Origin of the sequence: Kitasatospora sp. SC0581, from assembly GCF_048159585.1 — a bacterium.
GTDB lineage: Bacteria > Actinomycetota > Actinomycetes > Streptomycetales > Streptomycetaceae > Kitasatospora.
In genome coordinates this window covers 1-24,400 of record NZ_JBLRWA010000018.1, presented here as the reverse complement: position 1 = coordinate 24,400, position 24,400 = coordinate 1, and the positions used below count along the sequence as shown (strand labels likewise).

At 73.5% G+C, this 24,400-nt stretch carries 27 protein-coding genes; 14 read left to right on the top strand and 13 right to left on the bottom strand.

Annotated features, from left to right (window positions below; all coding sequences use genetic code 11):
• Nucleotides 1-2 precede the first annotated feature (2 nt).
• Both ACLWS4_RS24570 and ACLWS4_RS24565 read left to right on the top strand, forming a co-directional pair.
• A complete protein-coding gene (locus ACLWS4_RS24570; protein WP_416875233.1) occupies nucleotides 3-1,091 on the top strand; it encodes an ABC transporter ATP-binding protein in 1,089 nt (362 codons plus the stop codon).
• Nucleotides 1,078-1,971 (top strand): ABC transporter permease, encoded by an 894-nt coding sequence (locus ACLWS4_RS24565; protein ID WP_416875232.1) that lies wholly within the window; start codon nucleotides 1,078-1,080, stop codon nucleotides 1,969-1,971. Before ACLWS4_RS24570 ends, ACLWS4_RS24565 begins: the two co-directional genes overlap by 14 nt.
• Here the strand turns inward: ACLWS4_RS24565 and rarD are convergent.
• Both rarD and ACLWS4_RS24555 read right to left on the bottom strand, forming a co-directional pair.
• Nucleotides 1,961-2,956 carry an EamA family transporter RarD gene (gene rarD, locus ACLWS4_RS24560; RefSeq protein WP_416875231.1) on the bottom strand — a complete coding sequence of 332 codons (996 nt, stop codon included), beginning with the start codon at nucleotides 2,954-2,956 and terminating at the stop codon, nucleotides 1,961-1,963. The genes ACLWS4_RS24565 and rarD overlap by 11 nt on opposite strands.
• A 166-nt stretch (nucleotides 2,957-3,122) precedes the next feature.
• A complete protein-coding gene (locus ACLWS4_RS24555; RefSeq protein ID WP_380779521.1) occupies nucleotides 3,123-3,971 on the bottom strand; it encodes an SDR family oxidoreductase in 849 nt (282 codons plus the stop codon).
• A 103-nt stretch (nucleotides 3,972-4,074) separates the two neighbouring features.
• Here ACLWS4_RS24555 and ACLWS4_RS24550 point away from each other — a divergent pair, with 103 nt between their 5' ends.
• The gene (locus tag ACLWS4_RS24550) at nucleotides 4,075-4,476 is read left to right on the top strand and encodes a winged helix-turn-helix transcriptional regulator (protein ID WP_074001251.1); all 402 of its coding nucleotides are present in this window, start codon (nucleotides 4,075-4,077) and stop codon (nucleotides 4,474-4,476) included.
• 41 nt (nucleotides 4,477-4,517) lie between these two features.
• Here the strand turns inward: ACLWS4_RS24550 and ACLWS4_RS24545 are convergent, their stop codons facing one another.
• On the bottom strand, nucleotides 4,518-5,285 hold the full coding sequence (locus tag ACLWS4_RS24545) for a TetR/AcrR family transcriptional regulator (protein ID WP_049659734.1): 768 nt from the start codon (nucleotides 5,283-5,285) through the stop codon (nucleotides 4,518-4,520).
• Between the two features lie 61 nt (nucleotides 5,286-5,346).
• On the opposite strand from ACLWS4_RS24545, the gene ACLWS4_RS24540 reads away from it, so the two are divergent.
• Nucleotides 5,347-5,613: a DUF6011 domain-containing protein gene (locus ACLWS4_RS24540; protein ID WP_416875230.1), complete on the top strand. Its 267-nt coding sequence runs from the start codon at nucleotides 5,347-5,349 to the stop codon at nucleotides 5,611-5,613.
• A 15-nt stretch (nucleotides 5,614-5,628) separates the two neighbouring features.
• Here the strand turns inward: ACLWS4_RS24540 and ACLWS4_RS24535 are convergent, their stop codons facing one another.
• Nucleotides 5,629-7,566 (bottom strand): hypothetical protein, encoded by a 1,938-nt coding sequence (locus tag ACLWS4_RS24535; RefSeq protein WP_416875229.1) that lies wholly within the window; start codon nucleotides 7,564-7,566, stop codon nucleotides 5,629-5,631.
• A 348-nt stretch (nucleotides 7,567-7,914) separates the two neighbouring features.
• Between ACLWS4_RS24535 and ACLWS4_RS24530 the strand changes: the two genes are divergently transcribed.
• Both ACLWS4_RS24530 and ACLWS4_RS24525 read left to right on the top strand, forming a co-directional pair.
• Nucleotides 7,915-8,631, top strand: a complete 717-nt coding sequence (locus ACLWS4_RS24530; RefSeq protein WP_416875228.1) for a chitinase — start codon at nucleotides 7,915-7,917, stop codon at nucleotides 8,629-8,631.
• 152 nt (nucleotides 8,632-8,783) lie between these two features.
• Nucleotides 8,784-9,185: a hypothetical protein gene (locus ACLWS4_RS24525; protein ID WP_049658920.1), complete on the top strand. Its 402-nt coding sequence runs from the start codon at nucleotides 8,784-8,786 to the stop codon at nucleotides 9,183-9,185.
• A 64-nt stretch (nucleotides 9,186-9,249) separates the two neighbouring features.
• Here the strand turns inward: ACLWS4_RS24525 and ACLWS4_RS24520 are convergent, their stop codons facing one another.
• On the bottom strand, nucleotides 9,250-10,233 hold the full coding sequence (locus tag ACLWS4_RS24520; protein ID WP_416875227.1) for an oxidoreductase: 984 nt from the start codon (nucleotides 10,231-10,233) through the stop codon (nucleotides 9,250-9,252).
• A gap of 73 nt (nucleotides 10,234-10,306) precedes the next feature.
• Between ACLWS4_RS24520 and ACLWS4_RS24515 the strand changes: the two genes are divergently transcribed.
• Together ACLWS4_RS24515 and ACLWS4_RS24510 are read left to right on the top strand one after the other, a co-directional pair.
• Nucleotides 10,307-10,729 carry a MerR family transcriptional regulator gene (locus ACLWS4_RS24515; RefSeq protein ID WP_117489226.1) on the top strand — a complete coding sequence of 141 codons (423 nt, stop codon included), beginning with the start codon at nucleotides 10,307-10,309 and terminating at the stop codon, nucleotides 10,727-10,729.
• Nucleotides 10,730-10,821: 92 nt separating this feature from the next.
• Entirely contained in the window at nucleotides 10,822-11,580 is a 759-nt protein-coding gene (locus ACLWS4_RS24510; protein ID WP_416875226.1) for a DUF6215 domain-containing protein, read from the top strand.
• 23 nt (nucleotides 11,581-11,603) lie between these two features.
• On the opposite strand, the gene ACLWS4_RS24505 is transcribed toward ACLWS4_RS24510, so the two are convergent.
• Complete coding sequence (locus tag ACLWS4_RS24505; RefSeq protein WP_416875225.1) at nucleotides 11,604-12,470, bottom strand: hypothetical protein; 867 nt, start codon at nucleotides 12,468-12,470, stop codon at nucleotides 11,604-11,606.
• Nucleotides 12,471-12,520: 50 nt separating this feature from the next.
• Here ACLWS4_RS24505 and ACLWS4_RS24500 point away from each other — a divergent pair, with 50 nt between their 5' ends.
• Both ACLWS4_RS24500 and ACLWS4_RS24495 read left to right on the top strand, forming a co-directional pair.
• Nucleotides 12,521-13,867: a hypothetical protein gene (locus tag ACLWS4_RS24500; protein ID WP_416875224.1), complete on the top strand. Its 1,347-nt coding sequence runs from the start codon at nucleotides 12,521-12,523 to the stop codon at nucleotides 13,865-13,867.
• A 122-nt stretch (nucleotides 13,868-13,989) separates the two neighbouring features.
• Nucleotides 13,990-14,661: a DsbA family oxidoreductase gene (locus tag ACLWS4_RS24495; RefSeq protein WP_416875223.1), complete on the top strand. Its 672-nt coding sequence runs from the start codon at nucleotides 13,990-13,992 to the stop codon at nucleotides 14,659-14,661.
• Between the two features lie 40 nt (nucleotides 14,662-14,701).
• Here ACLWS4_RS24495 and ACLWS4_RS24490 read toward each other — a convergent pair whose 3' ends face one another.
• Nucleotides 14,702-15,379 carry a hypothetical protein gene (locus ACLWS4_RS24490; protein ID WP_416875222.1) on the bottom strand — a complete coding sequence of 226 codons (678 nt, stop codon included), beginning with the start codon at nucleotides 15,377-15,379 and terminating at the stop codon, nucleotides 14,702-14,704.
• Nucleotides 15,380-15,647: 268 nt separating this feature from the next.
• Here ACLWS4_RS24490 and ACLWS4_RS24485 point away from each other — a divergent pair, with 268 nt between their 5' ends.
• Nucleotides 15,648-17,684, top strand: coding sequence for a serine/threonine protein kinase (locus ACLWS4_RS24485; RefSeq protein ID WP_416875221.1), 2,037 nt, complete (start codon nucleotides 15,648-15,650; stop codon nucleotides 17,682-17,684).
• Between the two features lie 86 nt (nucleotides 17,685-17,770).
• Here ACLWS4_RS24485 and ACLWS4_RS24480 read toward each other — a convergent pair whose 3' ends face one another.
• The 5 genes from ACLWS4_RS24480 to ACLWS4_RS24460 form a co-directional block, all read right to left on the bottom strand.
• Nucleotides 17,771-18,043 carry a hypothetical protein gene (locus ACLWS4_RS24480; protein WP_416875220.1) on the bottom strand — a complete coding sequence of 91 codons (273 nt, stop codon included), beginning with the start codon at nucleotides 18,041-18,043 and terminating at the stop codon, nucleotides 17,771-17,773.
• Between the two features lie 91 nt (nucleotides 18,044-18,134).
• Nucleotides 18,135-19,097, bottom strand: a complete 963-nt coding sequence (locus ACLWS4_RS24475; protein ID WP_416875219.1) for a GNAT family N-acetyltransferase — start codon at nucleotides 19,095-19,097, stop codon at nucleotides 18,135-18,137.
• Between the two features lie 35 nt (nucleotides 19,098-19,132).
• Nucleotides 19,133-19,462: a hypothetical protein gene (locus ACLWS4_RS24470; protein WP_416875218.1), complete on the bottom strand. Its 330-nt coding sequence runs from the start codon at nucleotides 19,460-19,462 to the stop codon at nucleotides 19,133-19,135.
• 105 nt (nucleotides 19,463-19,567) lie between these two features.
• Complete coding sequence (locus ACLWS4_RS24465; RefSeq protein WP_049653135.1) at nucleotides 19,568-19,822, bottom strand: hypothetical protein; 255 nt, start codon at nucleotides 19,820-19,822, stop codon at nucleotides 19,568-19,570.
• Nucleotides 19,819-20,184 carry an ATP-binding protein gene (locus ACLWS4_RS24460; RefSeq protein ID WP_416875217.1) on the bottom strand — a complete coding sequence of 122 codons (366 nt, stop codon included), beginning with the start codon at nucleotides 20,182-20,184 and terminating at the stop codon, nucleotides 19,819-19,821. Before ACLWS4_RS24460 ends, ACLWS4_RS24465 begins: the two co-directional genes overlap by 4 nt.
• A 182-nt stretch (nucleotides 20,185-20,366) precedes the next feature.
• On the opposite strand from ACLWS4_RS24460, the gene ACLWS4_RS24455 reads away from it, so the two are divergent.
• The 3 genes from ACLWS4_RS24455 (at nucleotide 20,367) to ACLWS4_RS24445 (ending at nucleotide 22,479) form a co-directional block, all read left to right on the top strand.
• Nucleotides 20,367-21,248, top strand: a complete 882-nt coding sequence (locus ACLWS4_RS24455; protein WP_380781476.1) for a helix-turn-helix domain-containing protein — start codon at nucleotides 20,367-20,369, stop codon at nucleotides 21,246-21,248.
• A gap of 12 nt (nucleotides 21,249-21,260) precedes the next feature.
• Nucleotides 21,261-21,461 carry a DUF397 domain-containing protein gene (locus tag ACLWS4_RS24450; protein ID WP_049653129.1) on the top strand — a complete coding sequence of 67 codons (201 nt, stop codon included), beginning with the start codon at nucleotides 21,261-21,263 and terminating at the stop codon, nucleotides 21,459-21,461.
• A 67-nt stretch (nucleotides 21,462-21,528) separates the two neighbouring features.
• The gene (locus ACLWS4_RS24445) at nucleotides 21,529-22,479 is read left to right on the top strand and encodes a phosphotransferase (protein ID WP_416875216.1); all 951 of its coding nucleotides are present in this window, start codon (nucleotides 21,529-21,531) and stop codon (nucleotides 22,477-22,479) included.
• Nucleotides 22,480-22,604: 125 nt separating this feature from the next.
• On the opposite strand, the gene ACLWS4_RS24440 is transcribed toward ACLWS4_RS24445, so the two are convergent.
• Nucleotides 22,605-24,179, bottom strand: coding sequence for a TIGR03086 family metal-binding protein (locus ACLWS4_RS24440; RefSeq protein ID WP_416875215.1), 1,575 nt, complete (start codon nucleotides 24,177-24,179; stop codon nucleotides 22,605-22,607).
• Nucleotides 24,180-24,400: the final 221 nt, after the last annotated feature.

Here is a 24,400-nt window from a genome sequence, read left to right as displayed (position 1 = left end):
GGATGACCCAGGCTCCCGTAACGGGGGACGTTACGGAGCCGGCCGGGGGTCCGGGCGCCGCGTCGCGCCCGGCCCCCGCGCCCGTGCCCGCTCCTACCGCTCCTTCGACTTCCACTCCTTCGGCTTCCGCTTCTGCTCCGGCTCCGGCTTCCGACGACGTCATCCGGACCCGCGGCCTGACCAAGCGCTTCCGCGGCGGCCAGCTCGCCGTGGACGGCCTGGACCTCGCCGTGCCGCGCGGCTCCGTCTTCGGCTTCCTGGGCCCCAACGGCTCCGGCAAGACCACCACCATCCGGATGCTGATGGGCCTGATCGCCCCCACCTCGGGCGCGGCCACCGTCCTCGGCGAGTCGATGCCGCAGTCCGTCGCCACCGTGCTGCCCCGGGTGGGCGCGCTGATCGAGGGCCCGGCCCTGTACGGCTTCCTCACCGGACGGGACAACCTGGTGCGCTTCGACGCCGCCGACCCGACCGCCGACCCGCGCACCCGCCGCCGGCGCGTCGACACGGCCCTGGACCGGGTCGGCCTGAGCGCCGCGGCGGGCAAGAAGGCCCGCGCGTACTCGCTGGGCATGAAGCAGCGCCTGGGCCTGGCCTCCGCGCTGCTCCAGCCGCGCGAGCTGCTGGTGCTGGACGAGCCGACCAACGGGCTGGACCCGCAGGGCATGCGGGAGATCCGGACGCTGGTCCGGGAGGTCGCGGCGGAGGGCACCACGGTGTTCCTCTCCTCGCACCTGCTGGACGAGATCGAGCAGGTCTGCACCCATGCCGCGGTGATGTCCCGGGGCCGGCTGGTGGTGCAGGGCACCGTCGCCGAGCTGGCCGCCCGGGCGCAGGGCCGGCTGGTGGTCCGCACCCCGGACGTGGCGCGGGCCGCGGAGGTGCTGGCGGCCCACCGGGTCACCGCCCTGGTGCCCGGCGAGGACCGGGTGGACGGCGAGCCGGGCGTCCTGGACGAGGAGGCGCTGCCCAGGCTGTGCGCGGCGCTGGTCGGCGCCGGGGTGCGGGTGCACGGCTTCGGGCTGGAGCGGGGCACGTTGGAGGACGCCTTCGTGGCGCTGACCGGGGAGGGCTTCGATGTCGCGGGCTGAGGCACCGGCCGAGGGCGGGGCGCTGCCGTTGACGACCGGCCGGCGGCCGCAGACGGCGGCCGGGTTCCTGGCGCTGTTCCGCAGCGAGCTGCACCTGACCTTCCGCCGGATGCGCACCAAGGTGCTGCTGGGCATCCTGGCGGCGCTGCCGATCCTGATCGGGGTGGTGGTCAAGCTCAACACGGACAGTCCGCACCAGGGCGGCGGCGGTCCGAGCTTCATCGCGCAGACCACGCAGAACGGGCTGTTCCTGGTCTTCACGGCGCTCGCGGTCGCGCTGCCGGTCTTCCTGCCGATGACGGTCGGCGTGGTCGCCGGGGACTCGGTGGCGGGCGAGGCGGCCGCCGGGACGCTGCGCTACCTGCTGGTCGCCCCGGCCGGGCGGACCAGGCTGCTGGCCGCCAAGTTCACCGCCGGGCTGGTGTTCTGCCTGGCGGCCACGGCGGCGGTCGCGGTGACGGCGCTGGCCGCGGGTGCCCTGCTCTTCCCGCTCGGCCGGGTCACGCTGATCTCCGGGGACACCATCGGCCTCGGCGACGCGCTGCTGCGCGCGCTGCTGGTGGCGCTGGTGGTCGCGGCCTCACTGGCCGGGCTGGTGGCGATCGGGCTGTTCGTCTCCACGCTCACCGGCAGCGGCATCGCGGCGATGGCCGCGACCGTCGGGCTGGTGGTCACCGTCCAGATCCTGGACGTCTTCCCGCAGCTGCACGCCGTCAGCCCGTTCCTGTTCTCCCACTACTGGCTGAGCTTCGCGGACCTGCTGCGGGCGCCGATGTACTGGGACGGGGTGCTGAAGGACCTCGGCCTCCAGGCCGCCTACGTCGCCGTGTTCGGCTCGGCGGCCTGGTCCCGCTTCACCAGCCGGGACATCAGCGCGTGACGGCCTCCGGGCCGGCCGCGGGGGTGGCCGCCGCCACGGGGACGGGCTGCGGCACCGCCGCGGCGGCCCGCACCGCGCGGTCGGCCCGCACCTGGCGCAGCGCGTCCCAGGTGAGCAGCGCGAGCGCGACCCAGACCAGGCCGAAGCCGGCCCAGCGGGCGGGCGGCATGGACTCGTGGAACACCGCGACGCCGATCAGGAACTGGAACACCGGCGCCAGGTACTGCAGCAGGCCGAGCACCGTCAGCGGCACCCGGACGGCGGCCGCGCCGAAGAACAGCAGCGGGATCGCGGTGATCACCCCGCTGAGCATCAGCAGCCCGGAGTGCCCCCAGCCGTACGAGCCGGCCACCGTGTGCCCGAAGGTGCCGCGCCCGCTGACCTCCAGGTAGACCAGGTAGCCGAGGGCGAACGGGAACATGAAGGCGCTCTCGGCCGCCAGGCTCTCCAGGCCGCTCAGCCCGACCTGCTTCTTCAGCAGGCCGTAGGTGGCGAAGGAGAGCGCCAGGGTGAGCGCGATCCAGGGCAGCTGCCCGTACGCGACGGACAGCACCGCGACGGCGGCGGCGCCGATGCCCACCGCCGTCCACTGGGCGCCGCGCAGCCGCTCCTTGAGCACCAGGACGCCGAAGCCGATGGTGACCAGGGGGTTGATGAAGTAGCCGAGGCTGGTCTCGACCACGTGGCCGGCGTTGACGGCCCAGATGTAGACGCCCCAGTTGACCGAGATCACGGTGGCCGCGCCGGCCAGCATGGCGAGCCGGCGGGGCTGGCGCAGCAGCGGGCGTATCCAGCCCCAGTGCCGCTGGGCGACCAGCAGCAGGACGACCGCGACCAGGGACCAGACCATCCGGTTGGCCAGGATGTCGTCCGCGGCTCCCGGCTCCAGCAGCGGCCAGAACAGGGGGAAGAGGCCCCAGATGCCGTACGCGGCGACGCCGTACCAGAGGCCCCGGCCGTTGTCCTGCTGGTCTGTTCCCGCCATGGCCGAGTGCCCTCCCGCGCGCGTGTGTCGATGGCGACGGTAGCGGGCGGGAGGGGCGACTGTCATCTCCGTTTCCGGATTTTGGTCATGACATTGCCTGCATGCTGGACCCGTCCGGAGTTCCGGGAGCTCAGGGCGGGTGCCCCGGGGGTCGGGAGCCGCCGTCTCAGGCGTCGAGGGCCGTACGGACGGACTCGGCCAGCGGGACGGTCGGGCGGCCGATCAGCCGGGCCAGGTCGCCCGGGGTGCCGGCCAGCTCGCCGCGCGCGATGCCCGCGTCCACGTCCACCAGGGCCTCGGCGAAGCCCTGCGGCAGGCCCGCGCCGACCAGCGCGTCCAGGTGCTCGGCCGGGGTGACGTCCCGGTGCCCGACCGGCTCGCCGGAGGCCTTCGCCAGCTCGGCGGCCAGCTCGGGCAGGCTCCACGCGGCGTCGCCGCTCAGCTCGTACACCCGGCCCTCGTGGCCCTCGCCGACCAGGACGGCGACCGCCGCGTCCGCGTAGTCCCGGCGCGGGGCGGTGGCGACCCGCCCGTCCCCGGCGCTGCCGAGCACCACGCCGCGCGCCACCGTGCCGGCCGCGTCGCCCAGGTAGTTCTCGGTGTACCAGCCGTTGCGCAGGAACGCGTGCGGCAGCCCGGAGGCGAGGATCAGCTCCTCGGTCGCCTTGTGCTCGTCGGCCAGCCGGAAGGTGGCCGCGCCGGGGATGCTGGTGTAGGCGAGCAGCGCGACCCCGGCGGCCTTGGCGGCCTCCACCACGGCCCGGTGCTGCGGGATCCGGCGGCCGACCTCGCTGCCCGAGATCAGCAGCACCCGGTCGCCCTCGGCGAAGGCGCCGGCCAGGGTCTCCGGCTTGTCGTAGTCGACCACGCGGACGGCGACGCCGCGCGCGGCCAGGTCGGCGGCCTTCTCGGCGGAGCGGACGGCGACGGCCACCTCGCTCGCGGGGACCTGGGCCAGCAGGCCCTCGACGACGAGACGGCCGAGCTGGCCGGTGGCACCGGTGACGACGTACATGGTGAAGCTCCTCGGGGTTACGTTTTGCGGTTCTGGCCTCGGAACTCACCCTAGGGGTGGCACTAACCTTTCGAAAGTACGCACTTCAAAGTAGGGTACTGACATGAAGGTAAGCGAGATGAAGGCCGGCGGGCTGCCACCCGCCGACGTCTTCGACCGGATGTGTCCGTCCCGGGGCGTGCTGGAGCACGTCACCAGCCGCTGGGGCGTGCTGGTCCTGGGCGCGCTGAACGAGCGCGGCTACCGGTTCAGCGAGCTGCGCCGCAAGGTCACCGGGGTCAGCGAGAAGATGCTCGCCCAGACCCTCCAGACGCTGGAGCGGGACGGCTTCGTGCTGCGCGAGGCGCACCCGGTGATCCCGCCGCGGGTCGACTACAGCCTCACCCCGCTGGGGCGCGAGGCGGCGGAGCTGGTCGCGGCGCTGGCGCACTGGTCGGAGCGGCGGGTGCCGGAGGTCGAGGCGGCGCGCCAGGGGTACGACGGACGGGCCGCCGCCCTGCGGTGAGGCCGCCTCCCCGCGGTGATCGGGCGGGCCGCCGGCCTCGGCTACCGCTCCGCGACGAGGGCGGCGAGCCCGTCCAGGACCCGGGCCAGGCCGAAGGCGTAGGCGTGGTCCGGGCTGTACGCGCCGCCGTGCGCCTCGCCGGCCGCGGCCCCGACCCGGGCGGCGACCGGGTAGCGCTCGGCGTCGAAGACCCGGGCGAGCAGGTCGGCGTTGGCGGCCCACCACTGCTCGTCGGTCATCGCGCTGTCCTGCCGGGCGGCGCGCTCGTCGGCGGCCATCCGGGCACAGGTCTGGACGAAGCCGAGCAGGTGGGTCAGCGCGGCGTCCAGGTCGACGTCGGGCAGCCCGGTGCCCTCGAAGGCGCGCAGCTCGTACTCGTACTTGGCCATCAGGCCGGGCCCGAGCGGCGGGCGGCTGGTGGAGACGGCGGCGACCCACGGGTGGGCGCGGTGCAGCTCCCGGTTGTCGTCCGCGACGGCGGTGACCCGGGCGCGCCAGCCCTCCCCGGCCGGGGTGCTGCGGGGCATCGTGGCGTAGACGGTGTCCAGCATCAGGTCGAGCAGCTCGGCCTTGCCCGGCACGTAGGTGTAGAGCGCCATCGGGGAGAGGCCCAGCTCCTGCGCGACCCGGCGCATGGTGACGGCGTCCACGCCCTCGGCGTCGGCGAGGGCGATCGCGACGGCGGCGATCTCGCCGGTCGAGCGCGCCTGCCGGGGCCCGCGCCGGCCGGGCTTCTCCTCGGCGGTGAGCCCCCAGAGCAGGGCCAGGGTGCGGGCCGGGTCTCCTGCGCTGCTGCGGTCGGTGGCCATGGGGCCATCGTTTCACGCACCGGCCGGGGGCCCTGACGGCGCGGACGGCTACCGTCTCACCATGACCAGCCCGACCACCCCTCCCGGCCTTCCCGGACCGACCGGCCTTCCCGGACCGACCGGCCCTTCCGGACCGGCCGAGCCCGAGCCGCTCCCCGGGACGGACACCGCGCAGACCCTCCGCCCGCGGGTGACCTGCCGCCGCTGCCACCGGCCGCTGCACGACCCGGAGTCGCGGATGCTGCGGCTGGGCCCGGAGTGCCGGGACCCGGCGGAGCGGGTCGCCCGGTACGACGTCGACCAGGAGCCGCTGCCCGGGGTGGGCTAGCCGCGCCCCTGAGCCTCAGCCCCGGCCGAAGAGGCGGCGCAGCCGGCCGCGCCGGGGCTCCTCCTCCGCGGCCGCCGCTGCCGGGGCCTGCGGCTCCGCGGCCTGCGGCTCCGACTCCTGCGGCTCCGGCTCCGCCCCCGCGTCGGCGGCGTCCTCCCGGGCCGTCAGGTGGCGGGCGAGCGCGCGGTCCTCGGCGGACGTCCAGGGCGCGGCGAGCACCAGCGCGGACAGCGAGCGCAGGATCGTCACCGCCCGGGTGCGGCGGGCCCGGGCGCCGTGGTGCAGCCGCTGCCGGAGCAGCTCGGCGATGTCGGCCCTGGTCCGCGGCTGCGTCCAGCCGATCGCGACCAGCGCGAAGCCGGCCGCCTCGACCACCCAGTCCTCCGGCCCGAGCAGCAGGTCGCGCAGCACCCGGCGGCGCTCGGAGTCCTCCCAGGGCTGGTCGGCCCGGTGGTGGGCGATGCCGAGGCAGGCGAAGACCTGGACGGCCCGCACCCAGAGTTCGGGCTGGTGGGCGAGCAGGGCGCGGCCGAGGTCGTCCTCGCGCGGCACCGGCGGGTGGACCAGGACGCCGAGCAGGTCGTCCAGCGGCAGTCCGGCCAGCCGGACGGCGTGGTCGTAGGCGGCGGGGACGGTCGGCCAGAAGATCTCGGCGGTGGCCCGGACGAGTTCGGCGCTCTGCGGCGCGGGCGGGTCGACGGCCGGGCGCGGGTCGGTGCCGTCCCAGGCCCAGATCCGGGTGGTGGGCTCGGTCAGCGGCAGCCGGGGGTCGGGCTCGCCGACGGCCTGGTAGCGGACGGTGGAGCGCGGCAGCGCGAGCCGGACGGCCAGCACCGAGCTGGGCGGCTCCACGGTGGAGGCCGTGCACTCGATCTCGGTGTCGCGGCTGGTGTCGGCGGCGGCGAGCACCTGGTGCAGCACGTTGACGGTGGCCTCGGTGGCGCCGGAGACCAGGCCGAGCCAGGGCTCCCGGTGGCTCAGCCGCTCCAGCAGCTCCTGGGCGTACCCGTGTTCGGGGTGGGCGCGGTGGTGGTCGGCCAGGGCGAGCAGGTGGGCAGGGTCGCCGTCGAGGGCGTGGCGCAGCCCGTACCGGGCCGGGCCGGCCTTGGGGTGGTCGGGCACGGCGGCGAGCACCCGCTCCAGCCAGGGCAGGCCCTCGGCGGGGCGGCCGAGCGCGCCGTACAACTCGGCGACGTCGACGGCGAGGTAGCTGTTGGAGTCGTCGAGGTCCGGGGCGACCCGCTCCAGTTCGGCCTCCCAGACGGCGAGCGCCTGCTCCGGGCGGCCGGCCGAGCGCAGGGCGTTGCCGAGCATCACGGCGGGCAGGTAGCCGGGGGCCGACCGGTGCGCCCGGTCGGCGAGTTCGACGGCGCGGGCGGTGTCGCCGAGCCGGCGGGTCAGGCCGGAGGCCATCGCCAGCAGCAGGACGTGGTCGCCGTGGCGGTCCAGCACGGCCTGCACGAAGTCGTGGAACGGCCGTACGGCTTCGGCCGGTTCGGCCGGGAGCGGGTCGGGCAGCGCGCCGGTCGCGCGGGCCACCGCCTGGGCGACGGCGTCCGGGTCGACCAGGCCGGGCAGGTCCTCGCGGGCGAGCCAGGCGGCGTGCGCCCAGGGGCGGGCCGGCTCGGCCTGGATGGCGGAGGCGAGCAGTCCGACGGCGGCGTTCCAGTCCCCCGCCGCGGCCTCCACGTGGGCCCGGCAGACCGCCGTGCCGAGGTACACCCGGCCGTCCAGCGGGAACAGCTCGCGGGCCGCCGCCGGGCCGCCCGCCGCGGCGCACAACTCGGCCAGCGCCTCGTGCAGTTCGGGCAGTTGGGGGGCGGCGAGGATCGCGTCGCCGAGGTGCTCGGCGGCGTGCGTCAGGTCCCCGGAGTCGATCGCCAGCCGGGCGACCGCGACCTCCCCCTCGGCGGCCAGGCGCTCGGCGCCCTCGTCGTCGGTGTGACCGCTCATGCGCCCCTGCTCCCCCGGTTGTGCCGTCCCACTCGGAAGGAGGCTATCCGGTACGACCGACAGCCCGGTGATCACCCCGAGGGCGGCTGGCGTCCAACGACCGGATTGGATACGACCCGTACGAGTGGTTTAGACCTCCGTTGGACATATTTGACGCTTTCCGCCCGCCAGGATGGCGGAGGCCCTTCGCGAACCTTCGCGAGCTGTCGAGACCCTTCGCGACTCTTCGCGGATCTTTGTGACCTTTTGCGCGAATCTGCGCGTCCCCGCGAACCGTCCCGAGCCGTCGCGAGCCCTCGCGAGCGAAGTGCCGTCCCCGCCAAGGAAACCCGAGGAACGAGGAAACCGATGAAGCTTTCCCGCACCCTGTCTCTGGCGGCCTCCGCCGCCGTGCTGAGCACCCTCGCCGTCGCCGGCCAGACCGCCCCGGCCTCGGCCGCCGGCTCCTTCGTGGTGAGCGAGGCCCAGTTCAACAAGATGTTCCCGAACCGGAACGCCTTCTACACGTACAAGGGCCTGACCGACGCCCTGGGCGCCTACCCGAAGTTCACCACCACCGGCGACACCGCGACCCGCAAGCGCGAGGCGGCGGCCATCCTGGCCAACGTCAGCCACGAGACCGGCGGGCTGAAGTACATCGTCGAGCAGAACACCGCCAACTACCCGCACTACTGCGACACTTCGCAGCCGTACGGCTGTCCGGCCGGGAAGTCCGCGTACTACGGGCGCGGGCCGCTCCAGCTGAGCTGGAACTTCAACTACAAGGCGGCCGGCGACGCCCTGGGCATCGACCTGCTGCACGACCCGTACCAGGTCGAGAAGAACCCGGCGACGTCCTGGAAGACCGCGCTCTGGTTCTGGAACACCCAGAACGGCGCCGGGCGGATGACGGCGCACGACGCCATCGTCAACAACAAGGGCTTCGGCGAGACCATCCGCACCATCAACGGCGCACTGGAGTGCGACGGCAAGAACCCGGACCAGCGCAACGACCGGATCAACCTCTTCAAGCAGTTCGTCGGCGTCCTGGGCACCGACGTGGGCGGCGGCAACCTCTCCTGCTGACGGGCGCCTCGGCCGCCCGGTGCCCGGGGTCCCGGTGCGGCCGATCAGCCCGTTCATCGAACGTCGACCGCCCGTCGACCGCTTGTCCACGCCCCACCCCGACCGTGATCACCTGCCGGCCACCGGGGCCGGCCCCCTCCGAGGAGCTGAAAATGATCACGAAGCGGATCGCACGGGCGTCGACACTGGCCCTGGCAACCGCCGCACTGGCCGGCACGTTCACCGTCGGCGGCGCGGGCAACGCGTTCGCGGCGTCGGGCGGCGGCTGCAACGGCAGCACCCAGCAGGCGTGCGTCAGCGTCAACGGGAGCACCCTGGTCGCCGACGCGTACACCAACTTCGCGAACTCCAACTGCACGGTCGACCTGGTCCTGTACGACCGGAGCACCGGCTACCGGTGGGACACGATGGCGGGCTGCGGGCTCGGCTGGTCCCACTACGTCGGCACGCAGGTCCCCAACCCGACCCCGGGCCACGTCTACCAGACCCAGCTCATCGTCAACTGGGGCGCCGGGAACGTGGGCGTCACGTGGAGCCCCGAGCTGACCGCCTGACGCCTCCGGGCCGTCGTGGAGCGGGAAGTCGGCCGGGCCGACTTCCCGCTCCGTGTTCGGCGGCTCAGCGGGGCACCGGGGTGGCGCCGGTCGCGGCCAGCGAGAGCTCCCAGAGGCGGGCCGCCCCGCCCGGGTCGACGGCGTACGGGCGGACGCCGCCGTCGTCCATCGGGGTGTCCTGGCCGGCGGGGCGCGCGACCTCGCAGTCCTCCAGGTAGAGCCCGCCCAGACCGTCGAGCAGCGGCGAGGTGGCCGCCCACAGGCCGGTGGCGGCGCCCTGGGAAGGGGACTTGAAGTCCGCGCCGATCACGGTGCCCCGCTCGTCCACCCAGCCGCGCTCGACCTGCTCCTGCCGGGTCATCTCCCGCTGGAGCCCGGTGATGATCTTCCCGGGGTGGAGCGCGAACGCCCGGACGCCGTCCGCCCGTCCGAGCGCGTCGAGGTGCACCGCGAACAGGGCGTTGGCGGTCTTGGACTGGCCGTACGCCAGCCACTTGTCGTAGCCGGTGCGGAAGTGCGGGTCGTGCCGCCGGATGTCCGTCAGGAAGTGCCCGGCCGAGCTGTTGACGACGACGCGGGCGCCGTCCGGGGCGGCGGCCAGCAGCGGGTACAGCTCGCAGGCGAGCAGGAAGTGCCCGAGGTGGTTGGCGGCGAACTGCCCCTCCCAGCCCGGCCCGACGCGCCGCTCGGGGGTGGCCATGACCCCGGCGACGGCGAACAGCAGGTCGAGGCGGTCCGTGGTCTCGCGGACCAGCCCGGCGGCGGCGCGGACGCTCGCCGGGTCGGCGAGGTCCATCGGGACGATCCGGCTCCCGGTTCCGGCGAGCGCGGCGCGGGCGGTGTCCGGGCGGCGGGCCGGGACGATCACCTCGGCCCCGGCGGCGGCCAGCGCCCGGGTGGTCTCCAGGCCGAGGCCGGAGTAGCCGCCGGTGACGACGGCGGTGCGGCCGGAGAGGTCGAGGCCCGCCAGGACCTCCTCGGCGGCGGTGGCGGCGGAGAAGGGCGAGCCGATCGGCTGCTGCTGGCGCTGGAGCTGAGTGGTGGTCATGGCGATGACCGTAGGAAGTGGAGCGCGGTCTAGATCAAGCCCGGCTCCCGCGTTCTTCCTATGCTCTGACGACATGACGGAACTCAGCATCGGCGAGGTGGCCGAACGCACCGGGCTCAGCGTGCACGCCCTGCGCTTCTACGAGCGCGAGGGGCTGCTGGTCGGCCCGGTGCGGCGCACGGCGGGCGGGCGACGGCGGTACGCCGTGCTGGACGTGCGGTGGCTGGAGATCTGCGTCAGGCTCCGCGAGTCCGGCATGCCGCTCGCCGACCTGCGCCGCTTCGCCGAACTGGTCCGGCAGGGCCCGGGCAACGAGGCCGAACGGCTGCGGCTGCTCGACGCCCACCGGCAACGGGTCGACGAGCGGATCCGGGAGCTGGAGGAGTGCCGCTCGCTGATCGCCTGGAAGACCGCCGTCTACGCCGACCACCTGGAGCGCGGCGAGGCCGCCGGGCTCTGGGACCCGACGGCGGAGAACCGGTCGGCCCGGGCCTGATCCGCCCGGCACCACGGCCGGCGCTACCATCGGCCCGGCTCATGGGGCCCTCGGGTGCCCGGGGCGGGCCACTCGAACGGGGGGATCCAGGAATGGCGTCCGACGCGGCCGACACCACCGACGCCGCAAACACAGCCGACATCGCCGACATCGCCGGAACGACCGACGGCGACGCGACGACCGGCACCGCCGACGGCGCCGGTGCCGGCGCCGGCGCCTGGAAGCGCGGCGGCCGACCGGGCCTCCGGACGGCGGCCGCGGCGGCCCTGGCCGTCGCCCTCCTGGGCGGCCTGTGGGGGCTGGGGTTCCTCCACCTCCCGAAGCCGGGGCACGAGCCGGGCGGCCCCGGAAAGCCGGCCGAGTGCGCCGCGCCCCGCCCCACCGACAAGCCGGGCTACCCGGCGCTCTGCGCGGCGCTCAACCGCCCCGACCTCCCGGCCCTGCTGGGCACGCCCGAGGACCGCGTCACCGTCGCGCAGCCGGCGCCGATCACCTTCGGCACGGACGTCATGGCGGAGGTGCGGCTCACCCACACCGTCGTGAGCCTGCTGGACAGCAGCACCTCGCTCGAGGACACGCGCGACATGCGGCGGGTCTACACCTGGCCGGCCACCGTCCTCGGCCACCCCGCCGCGACCTACTGGTCCAACGCGACATCGGTCATCCCCGGCGGGAAGCTCGGCCCCGCCACGCGGAACATCGTCGTCGCCCAGGACCCGGCGGCGCCCGGCGGACGGGCCTTCGAGGTCGTCGTCTTCCGCGACGACGGCCTGACGCCCGACGAGGCGACCCTGACCCGGCTCGCCGAGACGGTGCTGCCCACCGTCCCGGGCTGGGTCCCGGCCCCGTAGCCGGACACGGCGGGCCTCCTTCCTCAGGCGTCTCCCTCGTCCTCGTCCTCGCCGTAGGGCGGGATGGTCCAGCGCAGGACCGTCCCGCCCGCCCCGTCGGCTTCGAGGGTGACCGGGAAGGCCTGGCCCCAGTCCCGCCCGCCGTGGTGCCGGACCGCGTGGTCGCCCTGGCACCAGTCGATCCCGAGCACCTGGCAGCCGCCGACCTCGATCGCGCCCACATGCAGCGGGTGGTGCAGGCCGGCCCGCCGGAAGGTGAAGTAGTCGACGTGCTTCTCCACCGAGGTGGCCACTCCCCTGCCGGGCAGGCCGCCCCGCCAGGTGCTGATCTCGGCCTCCAGCGCGACCGCCTCCGCCACCGGGAGGTCGAGCCACCCGTACGGCCCCCCGTCGCCGTAGAGCGCGGGCATCCGTTCGCCGCCGAACCGCGCATGGGCATCGGCCTCGTACCGTCCCCAGTAGGAGAGGTCGGCGAGCCCGTCGGCCGGTTCGTCGTCCAGGCTCGTCCACGCGTCCAGCCCGACGGCGTCGCCGACCACCATGCCGCTCCGATCGACCGGCAGGTCCCCGAGCAGCACCGGGCCCTCCGCACCCTCCGGCCAGGGCAGGCCGAGGGCGATCTCCAGCGTCGCGATCGTCGGCTCCTCGTCGAAGGCCGAGGGCTCGGTGGTGGCCCGCACCGCCAGCGGCCGGTCGGCGGCGGCCGGGACGGCGACCGCCTCGCACTCCTCGTCCCGCAGGTGACCGCCTCCCGTCTTCGCCGCCGCCGCGGCCCGCACCGGCAACGGATCCCCCAGCTCCCGCCAGTAGTCGATCCAGGTGGCCATGCCGAGCACCACCACCCCGGAGGGCGCGGTGACGAATCCCAGGTCAACGAAGGTTTCGGGCATCCGTCGATTATCTCCGGGCAGGACGTCGCCCCGTCGCCTAGCCTGGCCCGGTGAATCTTGACGATCTCGCCTGGCAGCGGCAGTTCGACGGCGGGATAGAGCCCGCCATGGCGGAATACCTGGCCCGACAGGGGCAGTTGGAGTTGCTGATCGAGACCGCACGGGACCGCGGTGAGTGGTTCTGCGCCGAGGTGGCGGTCGGTGAGCTGTGCGAGGCGGGGGAGTTCGAACGGGCCCTGACGGTCCTGGAGCCGTTCGTCGCGGTCGGCTGGCCGTTCGCCGTACGGGAGTCCGCCTCGATCCTGGTCCGGCAGGGCCGGATCGAGGAGGGGCTGGCGCTGGTGCGTCCGGACGCGGCCGGCCTGGAGTCGGCGTTCGACTGCCGCTGGTTCGCCGGGGCGCTGGTGGAGGCCGGGCGGGTGGACGAGGCCATCGAGGTGCTCACGCCCCACCTCGGGGAGCCCTGGATCCTGGAGTCCCTGGTCGATCTGACCAGGGGGGAGAACCGTGACTCCCGTGTCCTGGAGCTGCTCGCCCCGTGCGCCGAACGGGCCCTGGGCGGCGCGGCGGACTGCCGGTGCTCCGCGGCCGGGGGTCGGCGCGAGTGCCGGCACCAGCCGTCGGAGGTGCTGGTGAAGTACAGCCGCGTCCTGGAGCGCATGGGCCGGGCGGACGAGGCGATCCGGCGGCTGGGCCCGGTCCTGCCCGCCGTCCCGGGCGTCGCCTGGCGGTACGCGGAACTCCTCGCCGACCAGGGCCGGTTCGAGCAGCTGCGCGAGCTGGCCACCGGCGAGCACGCGGGGCTCGCCCTGAACCAGTACGCGAAGGCGCTGGAGGAGCAGGGCGAGCTCCGGGAGGCCGAAGCCGTCCTGCACGAGGCCCTGGCAACAGACGCCGAGTACACTCGCCGACGCCTCATGGCCTTCCTCGCCCGCCAGGGGCGCCTCGACGAGGTCGTCGACGTCGGACGGCCCACGTACGAGGACGCCGAAGGGAGCCTCCTCCACGAGGCGATCGACCTGCTGATCAGGGCGGGCAGCCCGGAGCGCGCGCTGGAGCTCGTGGACGGCCTCGGCGCCGCGTACGTCGAGGCGCATGCCGACGTCCTGGGCTACACCCGGCTGCGCCTGCTCGCGAAGGCCGGGCGCTACGCCGAGGGCATCGCGGAGGCGCGGGCCCTGAGCGAGCGGGAGCCCGGCCAGTGGGACACCACGCTGGCCTGGCTGCTGGATCTGGACGGCCGGCCGGACGAGGCCCTCGACCTGCTCCGGTCGTCCACCGAGCGCGAGGCCCACCGGGCGATCGCCCAGATCCTGACCAGGCACGGCCACTACGCCGAGGCCGTCGCCGTCATCCCCACCGTGCCCGCCCAGCGCGAGGCCTGGGACCGGCGCTGAGGCAGGAGGCCGCCGACCGGCCGGCCCGAATAGTTCAGTGAGAGAAATATTCAGGTGGACGGGGGCGTTCCGGCAGGAGCAGGCGCGGGAGGTCCCCGCGAGGCTGGAAGGAGTGCGGCGCCGTGCGCGTGGAGATCTGGACCGACATCAACTGCCCCTGGTGCTACATCGGCAAGGCCCGGTTCGAGCAGGCCTTGGCGGCGTTCCCGCACCGCGAGGAGGTGGAGGTCGTCCACCGCTCCTTCGAGCTGGACCCGAGGGCGCCGCACGAGGCCCGTCCGGTCGTACCGCTGCTCGCCGCCAAGTACGGGATGAGCCTGGAGCAGGCCGAGGCGGCGGAGGCCCGGATCGCCGAGAACGCGCACGCCGAGGGCCTGCCGTACCTGCGCGAGGGGCGCGACGCGGCGAACTCCTTCGACATGCACCGGCTGCTGCACTTCGCCGAGGAGCACGGCCGGCAGGGGCAGCTGCTGGACGCGCTGTACCGGGCGAACTTCGCCGAGGAGCGGTCGGCCTTCGAGGAGGGCCGGCTGGTCGAGCTGGCGGTCGAGGCCGGACTGGACGGCGAGGCGGCCGCGGCCGTCCTGGCCGACCCGGAGGCCTACGCGGAGGCGGTGCGCGAGGACGAGACCACGGCGAGCGCCATGGGGGCGACGGGCGTGCCGTTCTTCGTCCTGGACCGGCGCCTCGGCGTCTCGGGCGCCCAGCCCGCGGAAATGTTCACCCGCGCACTGGAGCAGGCCTGGGACAGCCGGGTCGCCCTGCCGCTGGCCCCGCTCGCGCCCAAGGAGTGAGGCGGGGCGGAGCAGGAAGTCGGCCGGGCCGACTTCCTGCTCACCCGGCTTGCCAGCGGTGGGCGTAGACGATGTGCAGGCTCGCCGGAACGCCCTTGGCCGCCCGCCCGGAGCCCCAGCCCTCGTGGTCGAGCTCGATGCAGTAGTGCTCGTCGGGGCGCCACCCGAAGCGCCACCCGGGGGCCTCGCGGGTGAACTCGTGGAGCTGGGAGCCCGACCAGCGGAAGGCCGTGGGGCTGCCGGTGACCACCAGTGTGTGGGCGGCCCCGGAGAAGCGGAGCCGGTCCCGCCAACCGGCGAAGTGGTGGCGTTCGTAGTCGATCTCCTCGTCGGACGGGAAGTCCGTCACCGGCAGGTCGACGGTGTGCGGCGTCCCGGCGCCGAGCCGCGCCCGGACCTCCTTCCAGCGCGACGCGGGGAAGCCCAGGCCGTGGTGGACCAGCAGCAGGTCCAGCCGGTCCTCGGACGGGACGTCGCCCAGCCCGGCCGGACCGGCGTTGGCCCGCAGCGGCAGGTGCACCAGGGAGCGCCGGGAGCGGGCCGCCAGGGCCCAGGCGGTGGCCAGGTCCTCGGCGCCCTGCCGGTCGAGGTGCAGGTGCATGTACGTGCTGCCCGGGCCGGCGTGGAGGAAGGCCCCGGTGGGCGGCCGGGCCGGGGTGACCACCCGGTACTCGTCCCGGCCGAGCCGCACCCGGTGGATCTTCGTTCGCAGTCTCACCGGGTCTTCGTACCGGAGACCGGCCCGGGCTGTCCCGCGGTTTTCCTCCGGCCGGGGCCGCGCGGCGCTGCTCCGCCACGAGCCAGGCACCCCGGGGTGTCCTTGAGGGATCCGGATCCCTGCCCGGCCGGAGCCGCCCCGCGCGACAGTTCCGAAACATTCAACCCCCGTGTGTAAAAAGACCATTGAGGCTGCCTCGCCGTCTGGCACACACTGTGCACCGACGCCCTTCCGGGGGCGGGGTCATGACACACCAGGGGGTAGGGGCATGATCGACAAGGACACCGTCCTCAACCACCGGTACCGGCTGCTGGAGCAGCTCGGCCGTGGCGGGATGGGGACGGTCTGGCGCGCCCGGGACGCCGTCACGGAACAGGACATCGCCGTCAAGGTGCTCAACCCGGGCCTGCTGGAGGATCCGACCGCCACCGAGCGTTTCCGCCGGGAGGCGAAGGCCGTCACCGGAATCGGCCACCCGGGCGTCGTGGGCGTCCACGACTACGGGGAGAGCGGCGCGGAGGGCACCGACGGCACGGAGAGCACCGACAGTACGGACGGCGCCGACGGCCCGAAGGGCACCGACAGCCCGAAGGGCGCCGACACCGGCCCGCGCTACGCCTACATCGTGATGGACCTGGTCGAGGGCCGGCCGCTCAGCGCGGTGCAGAAGGACGAAGGGCCGATGCCGCCCGAGCGGGCCCTGGCCATGGTGGCCACCGCACTGGACGCCCTCCAGGCCGTCCACCAGTCCGCCATCGTCCACCGCGACGTCAAACCGTCCAACCTGCTGGTGCGCGAGGACGGCGCCGTGCTCGTCGCCGACTTCGGCCTCGCCCTGGCGATCGCCGACTCCAAACTCACCACGTCGAACGGATTCATCGGCACCGCCTCCTACGCCTCCCCCGAACAGGTCGACCCTTCTCCCGACAACCCCGTCACACCCGCCGCCGACCTCTACTCGATGGGGGTCGTCTGTTACGAACTGCTGGTCGGGAAGCTGCCGTTCGAGGGCGGACGCGCCATGCAGGTCGCGTACAAGCACGTCAACGAGCCGGCGCCGGAGCTGCCGGACACCTTCCCGCCGGCCGTCCGGGCGCTGGTCGCCAAGGCCCTGTCCAAGGCGCCGGAGGACCGGTACGAGAGCGCCGCCGAGATGGCGGCGGCGGCACGAGCGGCGGTCGGACTGCCGGTCGGTGAGGCCGCACAGCGGCCGGTCAGGCTGTGGAAGAGCGCCCCGAGGGCGGGCGGTGCGGGCCCCGCTCCGCGGAACGAGCCGGTCCCCACGGCCGAACTGGTCGTGAAGGTGTCCCCGGTCGTCCAGGCGGACCCTCAGCAGACGGCCGAGCAGAGCCGCCGCCGCTCGCGGCGGCGCCGCCTGCTGGTACCGGTGATCATCCCGGTCGTCGTCTCGTTGGGTACGGCGGGCGCCCTGCTGGTCGACCGCAACCCGTTCAGCGCCGACGCCGCGCCCGGAAGCCGGTCGACCACCGCCGTGACCGCCCCGCCGCCCGGGGGCACCGGTGTCCCGGACACCGGTGCCCCCGTCGAGACCCCGGCCGCCACCCCGGCGGGCGACCAGCTGCCGGGGACCACCCCCGACCAGCAGACGCCGCAGCAGCAACGGCCCGTGCCGCCGGCCTCCTCCGGCGGCAACGGGGGCAACGGCGGCAACGGGGGTACGAACGCGGGCAACGGCGGAGGCGCGAACAACGGAGGCGCCAACAGCGGCGGCACGACCGCCGGACAGAACGGAGGCACCCAGCCCCGCCAGTCACCGGCCAACACCCCCGCCCCGCAACCCCCGGTGACCAACAACCCCGCCCCGCAGCCTCCGCCGCAGAACTCCGCCGGCGGGACCACCGCACAGCCCGGCGGCGGCAGCACCCCGCCGCCGGAGTCCCCGGCCCGCCCGGCGGAGTGCGGCGGAACCAACTGGACGCGCATCATCGGCGTCCAGTCCGGCCTGCCGATCGGGCTGGCCAACGACAACCTGAACGCGAGCAACCCGGTCGTCCTGGGCGGCGCCACGCAGTACGGCTGGGTCGTCAGCTACGACAACTGGAACGAGTACCACGCCTGCAACTCCGCAGGCTACCGCCTGATCAGGGGCGCCCCCTTCAACAACGCGGTGACCCTCGGCAACGGCCTCGACTTCGCGTACCGGTGGACCGTACAGCCCGCCGCCTCGGGCGGGTACACCCTGGGCGACGGCACCAACTGCATGACCGCCGGCGCGCGGGGCAAGCCCATCACCATGACCACCTGCACCGACGACCTCGCGAGCCAGCTGTGGAAGTTCCAATGACCGCAGGGGTGTCCACGCGCCCGCACGGCCTCACATCCGGAATTCATGGTCCGCACCCGGGAGCCCGGCTGTCCATCACCTCGCCGTCAGGGGACCGGAAGGCCTCCCGAGCGGGCGGCGAGCCAGGCGGCGGCACGCTCTCGTTCCTCGCGGTCGGAGAAACGACCGTCGTGACACGCGATCCACTCCAGGTGTCGCAGGACGTTCTCCGAGCGGTCCGGCTCGCGCACCGCGAGCACGTCGACGCCGGTCTCGCCCGTCGAGGCGCAGACGTACACGCTGCTGTCCAGGGCCATCATGCCGAAGCCCGGGTGGCCCGAGCGCACGCCGAGGAACGCCGATGCCGCGCCTCGGCCCATGATGTCCCAGCGGTCCAGGAGCCGGACCCGGGTCCACTGCGCCGGTGCGTGGCTGCGGCCGTGCTGGGTGGCTCCGGGGTGCTCCGGGCGCTCAGTCGTAGAAGAACTGGCGGAGGTCCTCCGCCGAGCCCGGGCCGAACAGGAAGGTCTCGCACCCGGCGAGCGCCCGGGGCGGCGGCGGGCCGTCGGCGGGGAGCCGCCGTAGCCAGGCCTCGCCCTGCTCGCCCACCGCGTGGACGGCGGAGAGCAGTTCGGCCATCCCCGCCGGGCGGGGCGGGGCCGCTCCGGTGACGGGGGCGAGCTCCCACCCACCGGCCCGGGCGGCGAGCCGCACCGCGCCCGCCCAGGTGGCGATGCGGCAGAGGCGGTTGCGCAGGGGGAGTTCGACGGACGGGTCCAGGTACCCGAGTCCGACGGTCGCGGCGGCGAGGTCGTCCATCACCCGGCGCTCGACGGGGGTGCGGGTCCAGTGGCCCTCCTGGGCGTCCTCGATGGCGGCGCCCCACCACTCCCAGGCGCTGTCGAGGCGGGCCACTGCCTCGGACTCGGCCTCGGCCTCGGCCGCTGTCCGCGAGGGAGGACCCGGCCGGGACGCCTGCGGCCGGTACAGGTGGAACAGTTCCGGATCACCCTCGTCGAGGCCCTGGACGAGGCCGACCGGCTGCCACCCGGCCCGGTGCAGGAGCCGTCGCATCGGCTGGTTGGAGACGTTGGTCGAGGTGAACAGCTTCGGGGTCTCGCAGGAGGCCGCCGCGGCGTCCAGCAGCCGGCGGCCGACGCCCCTGCCGCGCGCGGCGGGCGAGACCATCAGCATCGTGACGAAGCCCTGCTCGAAGAACGTGTACTCGGTGACGCAGTAGCCGAGGAGCCCGGACGCGTCTTCGGCCACGAGCACCGGGCCCGGGGCCTGCCGGCACCACCGCCGGATGCTCGCCGCCCGCTCCTCGTCGCCTTCGAGGGCGACCGAGTCGATACCGGTCAGCCCGTCCGCGTCCGCGTCGGTGCCGCGCCGAACGACGAAGTCGCCGAAGTCGCCGAAGTCCACTGTGTCCATGGGGACATGCTGCCAGGTGGCTCCGGTACGAACCTCTACTGCGGCCCCGCTCCTCCGTAAACGACCCGGGGGTGCAACCGGGTCGCCTGCCAGGGCGAGTTACGGCCGGCGGCCTCGCGGTAGGCGACGCGCTGGACGGCGAAGAGCAGGCGGTAGAGGTTGAGGGCGGTGTCGGAGTCGTCGGCGGCGAAGCCGAGGTCGTGGACGAAGTGCTCGAGCTTGGGCCAGTCGAAGTCGTCGGGGACGGGCGGGGCGACGGCGACGCCGAAGAGCGCATTGAAGGCCGCGGCCACGGCGTAGTGGGAGGCGGCGAGGGCGTTGAGGACGTCGGGGTCGGCGGCCGGGTCGAGGACGGGGTCGGGCACATCAGGTCTCCTCTTGGTCGGGCCTTGCAAGCTTGAGCGTGGTGACGACGCCCAGGGCGACGGTGGCGAACGCCAGGGCGAGGAAGGAGAGGAAGGCGGCGGCGATCAGGAACCGCACGAGCGCTCGCGGTCGGCGTCGAAGAGGAGGGTGAGGAGGTTCATCAGCGTCGAGGCCGGCGCCGTGTTGAAGGCGACCAGGACGCGGCCGTCCATGGTCGTGTCCGTGGTGGCGGAGGGGAAGATCAGGCCGAACGCGCGGCCGCGCTCCTGGAGTTCGGCGAGGAGGATGCGGACCTGGTCCTCGGTGTAGCCCCGGATGCGGGGGTCGGTGGGCTGCATGGGGAAGCGGCGGCGGTTCACGCGGAGGCCTCCAGTTCGAACCAGACGACCTTGCCCGTCTTGCGGGGCTCGGCGCCGAGGCGGTGGGTGAGGGCACGGACGAGGAAGAGGCCCCGGCCGGAGGAGGCGAGCGGGTCCGTGGGGAGGTGGACGGTGGGGAAGATCGGGTTGTTGTCCGTGACCGAGACCCGCAGACGGTGGCCGGTGAGGGCCAGCACGACCATGGGGGCAAGGGTGCCCCCGTGCCGCCAGGCGTTGACGAAGACTTCGTGGAGGGCGAGTTCGGCGTCGGAGATGACGGACGGTCGCCACCCGGCCGAGACGAGGAGGTCGGAGAGCTCGGAACGAGCGGTGGACCAGTCCGGAAGGTTGCAGGCACGCATGAGAGACCCCAAGGGAGGAAGAGGGGAATCGACGAAGCAGACACTCCGTCATGTGATCGGTGCAACACTGAGAGTAGGACCGTCGGTCACACACGTGCAACCTGATCGCCGAGATGTCTCCCCCAACTTGGCTAAGCTCACTCGTGTGGGTGGAGACTGGCCCGACACGGAAGGAACCCCCCTTGGCACTCAGGACCCAAATCAGCGAGCGACAGCGGCGGTTCGGCGCTGAGCTGAGAAGGTTGCGCGAGGCCGCAGGCCTGGCGGTCAAGGACGCCGGCGCCCTCATCGGCATCGCGGGCCCGCAGCTGAGCCACATCGAGGCAGCTCGAACGGCGCTCGACCCGGAGCGACTCTCGGTCTTGCTCGAAGGCTACGGGTGCACGGATGAGACCTACATCGCGCTGCTGCACGCTCTCGGAGCCAGCAACGGCAAAGGCTGGTGGAGCACCTACAAGGGCCGGGTGCCCGACCTGTCGCTCGACCTGGCCGAACTCGAAGACCGAACTGTCACTCTGCGCAACTTCGAGACTCTGTACGTTCCCGGGCTGCTCCAACTACCTGAATACGCCGAGGCCATCTACAAGGACGCCTACCGCAACGGGCATTGGGATCTGGCGACGGCCATCCAGTTCCGCATGGACCGCCAGCGGATCCTGGAGAACGAAGAGCAGCGGCAGTTTCGATTCGTCATCCATGAAGCAGCTCTGCGGATGCTCTTCCCTGGTGTGGAAGTCATGAGGGCTCAGCTGGACCACCTGCTGAACATGGCTGAACGCCCCAACGTCACCATCCAGGTCCTCCCCTTCACAGCTACGAGGAAGCCTCCTCAGTCAGGCCCCTTCGTGCTGTGCGACCCCGGATGCCTTGACCTCGCAACCATCCTGCTGGATGTACCCGGGCGAGCCGAGCACCAGAGCGACCCTGAGAGCATTGCGGCGTACGAATGGAAGTTCCAACAGCTGAGCGAGATCGCACTGCCGGCCGTCGACGTAGCGGCTTCCGCCAACTCGCGAAACTCGTGGGGGATTCTTCAACATCTCCTCTACACCCTACAAACATGAGAGGCGCCTCGGATGGCTGGATTCTCCTGGCAGAAGTCATCGTTCAGTGGCGGCGATGCCGGCAATTCCTGTCTGGAACTGGCCCACGGCGCCGACAACCTCTGCTACCTCCGCGAGTCGGACGACCCCTCCGTCATCGTCACCACCTCGACCACCAAGCTCCGCGCCTTCCTCCTCAGCGCCAAGGCCGGCGAGTTCGACCACCTCATCTGAACCACGCGACGGGGGCGGGACGGCGATACCGCCATCCCGCCCCCTGTCTCTGCCGCAGGAAGTCACCGTGACCCCGAACGATCCCTGCTCCCCGACCTCCGTGAGGCCGTCCTGGGATGAACTCCCTCTCCCCGCACAGGAGTCCGTCGAGACCCACCTCGGCGCACCGGTCACCGGCGCCCGGACCCAGGCCGGCGGGTTCAGCCCTGGCCTCGCGGTCCGCGCGACCCTCGCCGACGGCCGAGCCGTGTTCCTCAAGGGCGCCGCCACCGACCACCCCGTCCACGGGAGGTACGCCGCCGAGGCAGCCATCAACCGAAGCCTGACCCGGCAGGTCCCCGTGCCGAGGATGCTCGTCTCCTGGGAGGCCGGCGGATGGCTGCTGATGGCCTTCGAGGACGTCGGCGGCGGCCACCCCGACCTCGGCCCCGGGTCGGCCGACCTCCCCGCCGTCGTCCGGCTGCTCGACCGACTCCCCAGGGCGGTCAGCCCGTCGCCGATCCCCGACGCCCCGTCCATCGTCTCCGTCCTCGGGGGCGGCTCCCGCAGCTGGCGGGCTCTCGCCGACCAGCAGGCCGAGCTCGACCCGTGGTCCACCCGGCACATCGGGCAGCTCGCGGCCGTCGAGTGCGACTGGCACGCCGCATCCGCCGGGGTCTGCCTCCTCCACGCGGACCTGCGCGCCGACAACATGCTCATGCGCGGTGACGACGCCCTCGCCATCGACTGGGCCTACCTCCACCAGGGCGCCGCCTGGATCGACCCGGCCTTCCTCGTCACCCAGCTGATCCGCGCGGGCCATACCCCAGCCCAGGCCGAAGCCCTGCTCGCACCCGTGGCCTCGTGGGCTGCCGCCCCGCCGGACGCGATCACCTCCTTCGCGGTGGCCCAGGCCGGCTACTGGGAGCTGAACTCCAGGCTCCCGGCCCCGCCGGGAGTGCCGTACCTGCGCGGCTACCAGGCCTCCATGGCCGCCATCGGCCGGACGTGGATCGCGCACCGGACCGGCTGGCACTGACCGAACTCGCAGCACCAGCAGAGCTGTTCGCGAAGCCCACCAGCAAGCACGAGCCCTGCCGCTGATCCCCGCCCGCTCATTGGCCCCCAACGAGCGGGCGGGGTCTTGTCCACCCCCGCCGTTGCTCAGGCGACGGCGCGACCGAGGTGGGCGGCCAGGCGGTCGAGGGCGGTCGCGTCGTGGGGCGCGGGCCGGGACGGGGCGAAGGAGCCGCCTTCCGTCCGCGGCAGGCCCGCGTAGATCTCCCGCACCACGGGCATGGCCACCGTCGCAATGTCCGGGACCAGGTCGCGCGGGTGTCCGATGGCTTCGGCCAAGTCCCAACCGTGGACCAGCATTTCGATGACCAGCTGCTCGACGAGACGTCGGCCCGGCGCCGGCCCGTACCGCCGGTCGAGCATGCCGGGCCGGCGAAAGGCCGTGAGCGTCCGCTGGGCGGCGGTCCGGAACGCCGCGACATGATCACCGCCCAGGTGATCCGCGGCGGCATCGGACCGGGGCCTCCCGTCCGCCAGGCCGGCCCACATCAGGTTCTCCCAGACCAGGTGGTCCAGCAAGGCGCGGACGTCCCAGTCGGCGCACGGCGTCGGCCCGTCGAGGCGGCTCGGGTCGACGGCGCTGACAAGGTCACCCACGGCCTGGAGGACTCGCTCGCAGGCGGCGATCAGACCCACCGGCTCCCAGGCCTCGGCTCCGGAGTCGTACAGCGCGTCGAGATCGGCGGCGCGGCGTCCGGGTTCGGGATTGGCACGCAGGGCGGTCTTCAGCCAGTTGCCCGCCGTCTCCAGACTCGGCCGCGCCGGTTGGCCGTTGATGAGGCAGAGCAGCTGCCAGTACCGCTCGACGCACGGGACGGAGACGATGCCGAGTTGTTCGAGCAGCAGGCTCCGGGCCGGCCCGCCGTCGGTGCGGACCCCGTCGACGGTCCGCGCCTGGGAGGGGAGCCACTTCTCGACGACGGCCGCGACAACGGGTTCCGCCGCGGGCGAGTCCGGCGCGATCCCGTCCCGGACGGCCTCGTCCACCCGCCCCGTCCAGTAGTCGGTGACCCGCCGTGCCTCCTGGAGTGTGGCGTCATCGTGCTCGCCGGGGGCGTGTTCGGCCGCGTACTGCGCCATGCGCCGCATCGCGCCCCGCAGTTCGGGATCGGCCACCAGCTCGCCCAGTTCGATCCAGGCGTCGACCTGCGCGTCCGTGGGGTCGTCGGGCAGCTCCGGGGTGGCGGCCAGCAGGCCGCTGCGGTAGGTCGGTACGTCCAGGCCGGCGAGCGTCCCGGTCACGAACTCGTGGATGGTCTTCCGGCGTTCGGCAGCGGACAGTCGGGCGGTGCGGTTCATGAAGGCGAGTCCTTCGGCAGTGGTTTCGCGACGGGCGGCGGAGCGCAGGACCGCCTGTTGCGCGCGCAGCAGGCGGATCCGCGTCTCCAGCACGTCGACGTGGACCGCGGCCACCTCCGCCAAGGTGTGCTCCCGGTCGAGGACTTCGCGGATAGCCGGCAGGCCGAGCCCGAGGTCCCGCAGCGTCCGTGCCAGCTCCAGGCGGGCCACGGACTCCGCGTCGTAGACCCGGTACCCGGCGGCCGTGCGTCGGGCCGGTGGCACGAGGCCGAGATCGGACCAGTGCCGGATGAGCTTCACCGACAGCCCGGTCTTCCGCGCGACCTCTCCGATGCTCCACAGCACCCTGTCGTCGACGTGCATGTGCCCCACCCTCGGCTCTCCCACGATGGGAGAGTCAACCAGCCGGGAGCTCTGGCCTACCGCGCGCGTTGACCGTCGCTCCGCCCCGCAGCCGGCCCGGAAACGCGAAGAGTCCCTGAAAACGCGAAGAACCCCCATCCGGGACCCGGATGGGGGTTCTTCTGAAGAATTGTTCGGCGGCGTCCTACTCTCCCACAGGGTCCCCCCTGCAGTACCATCGG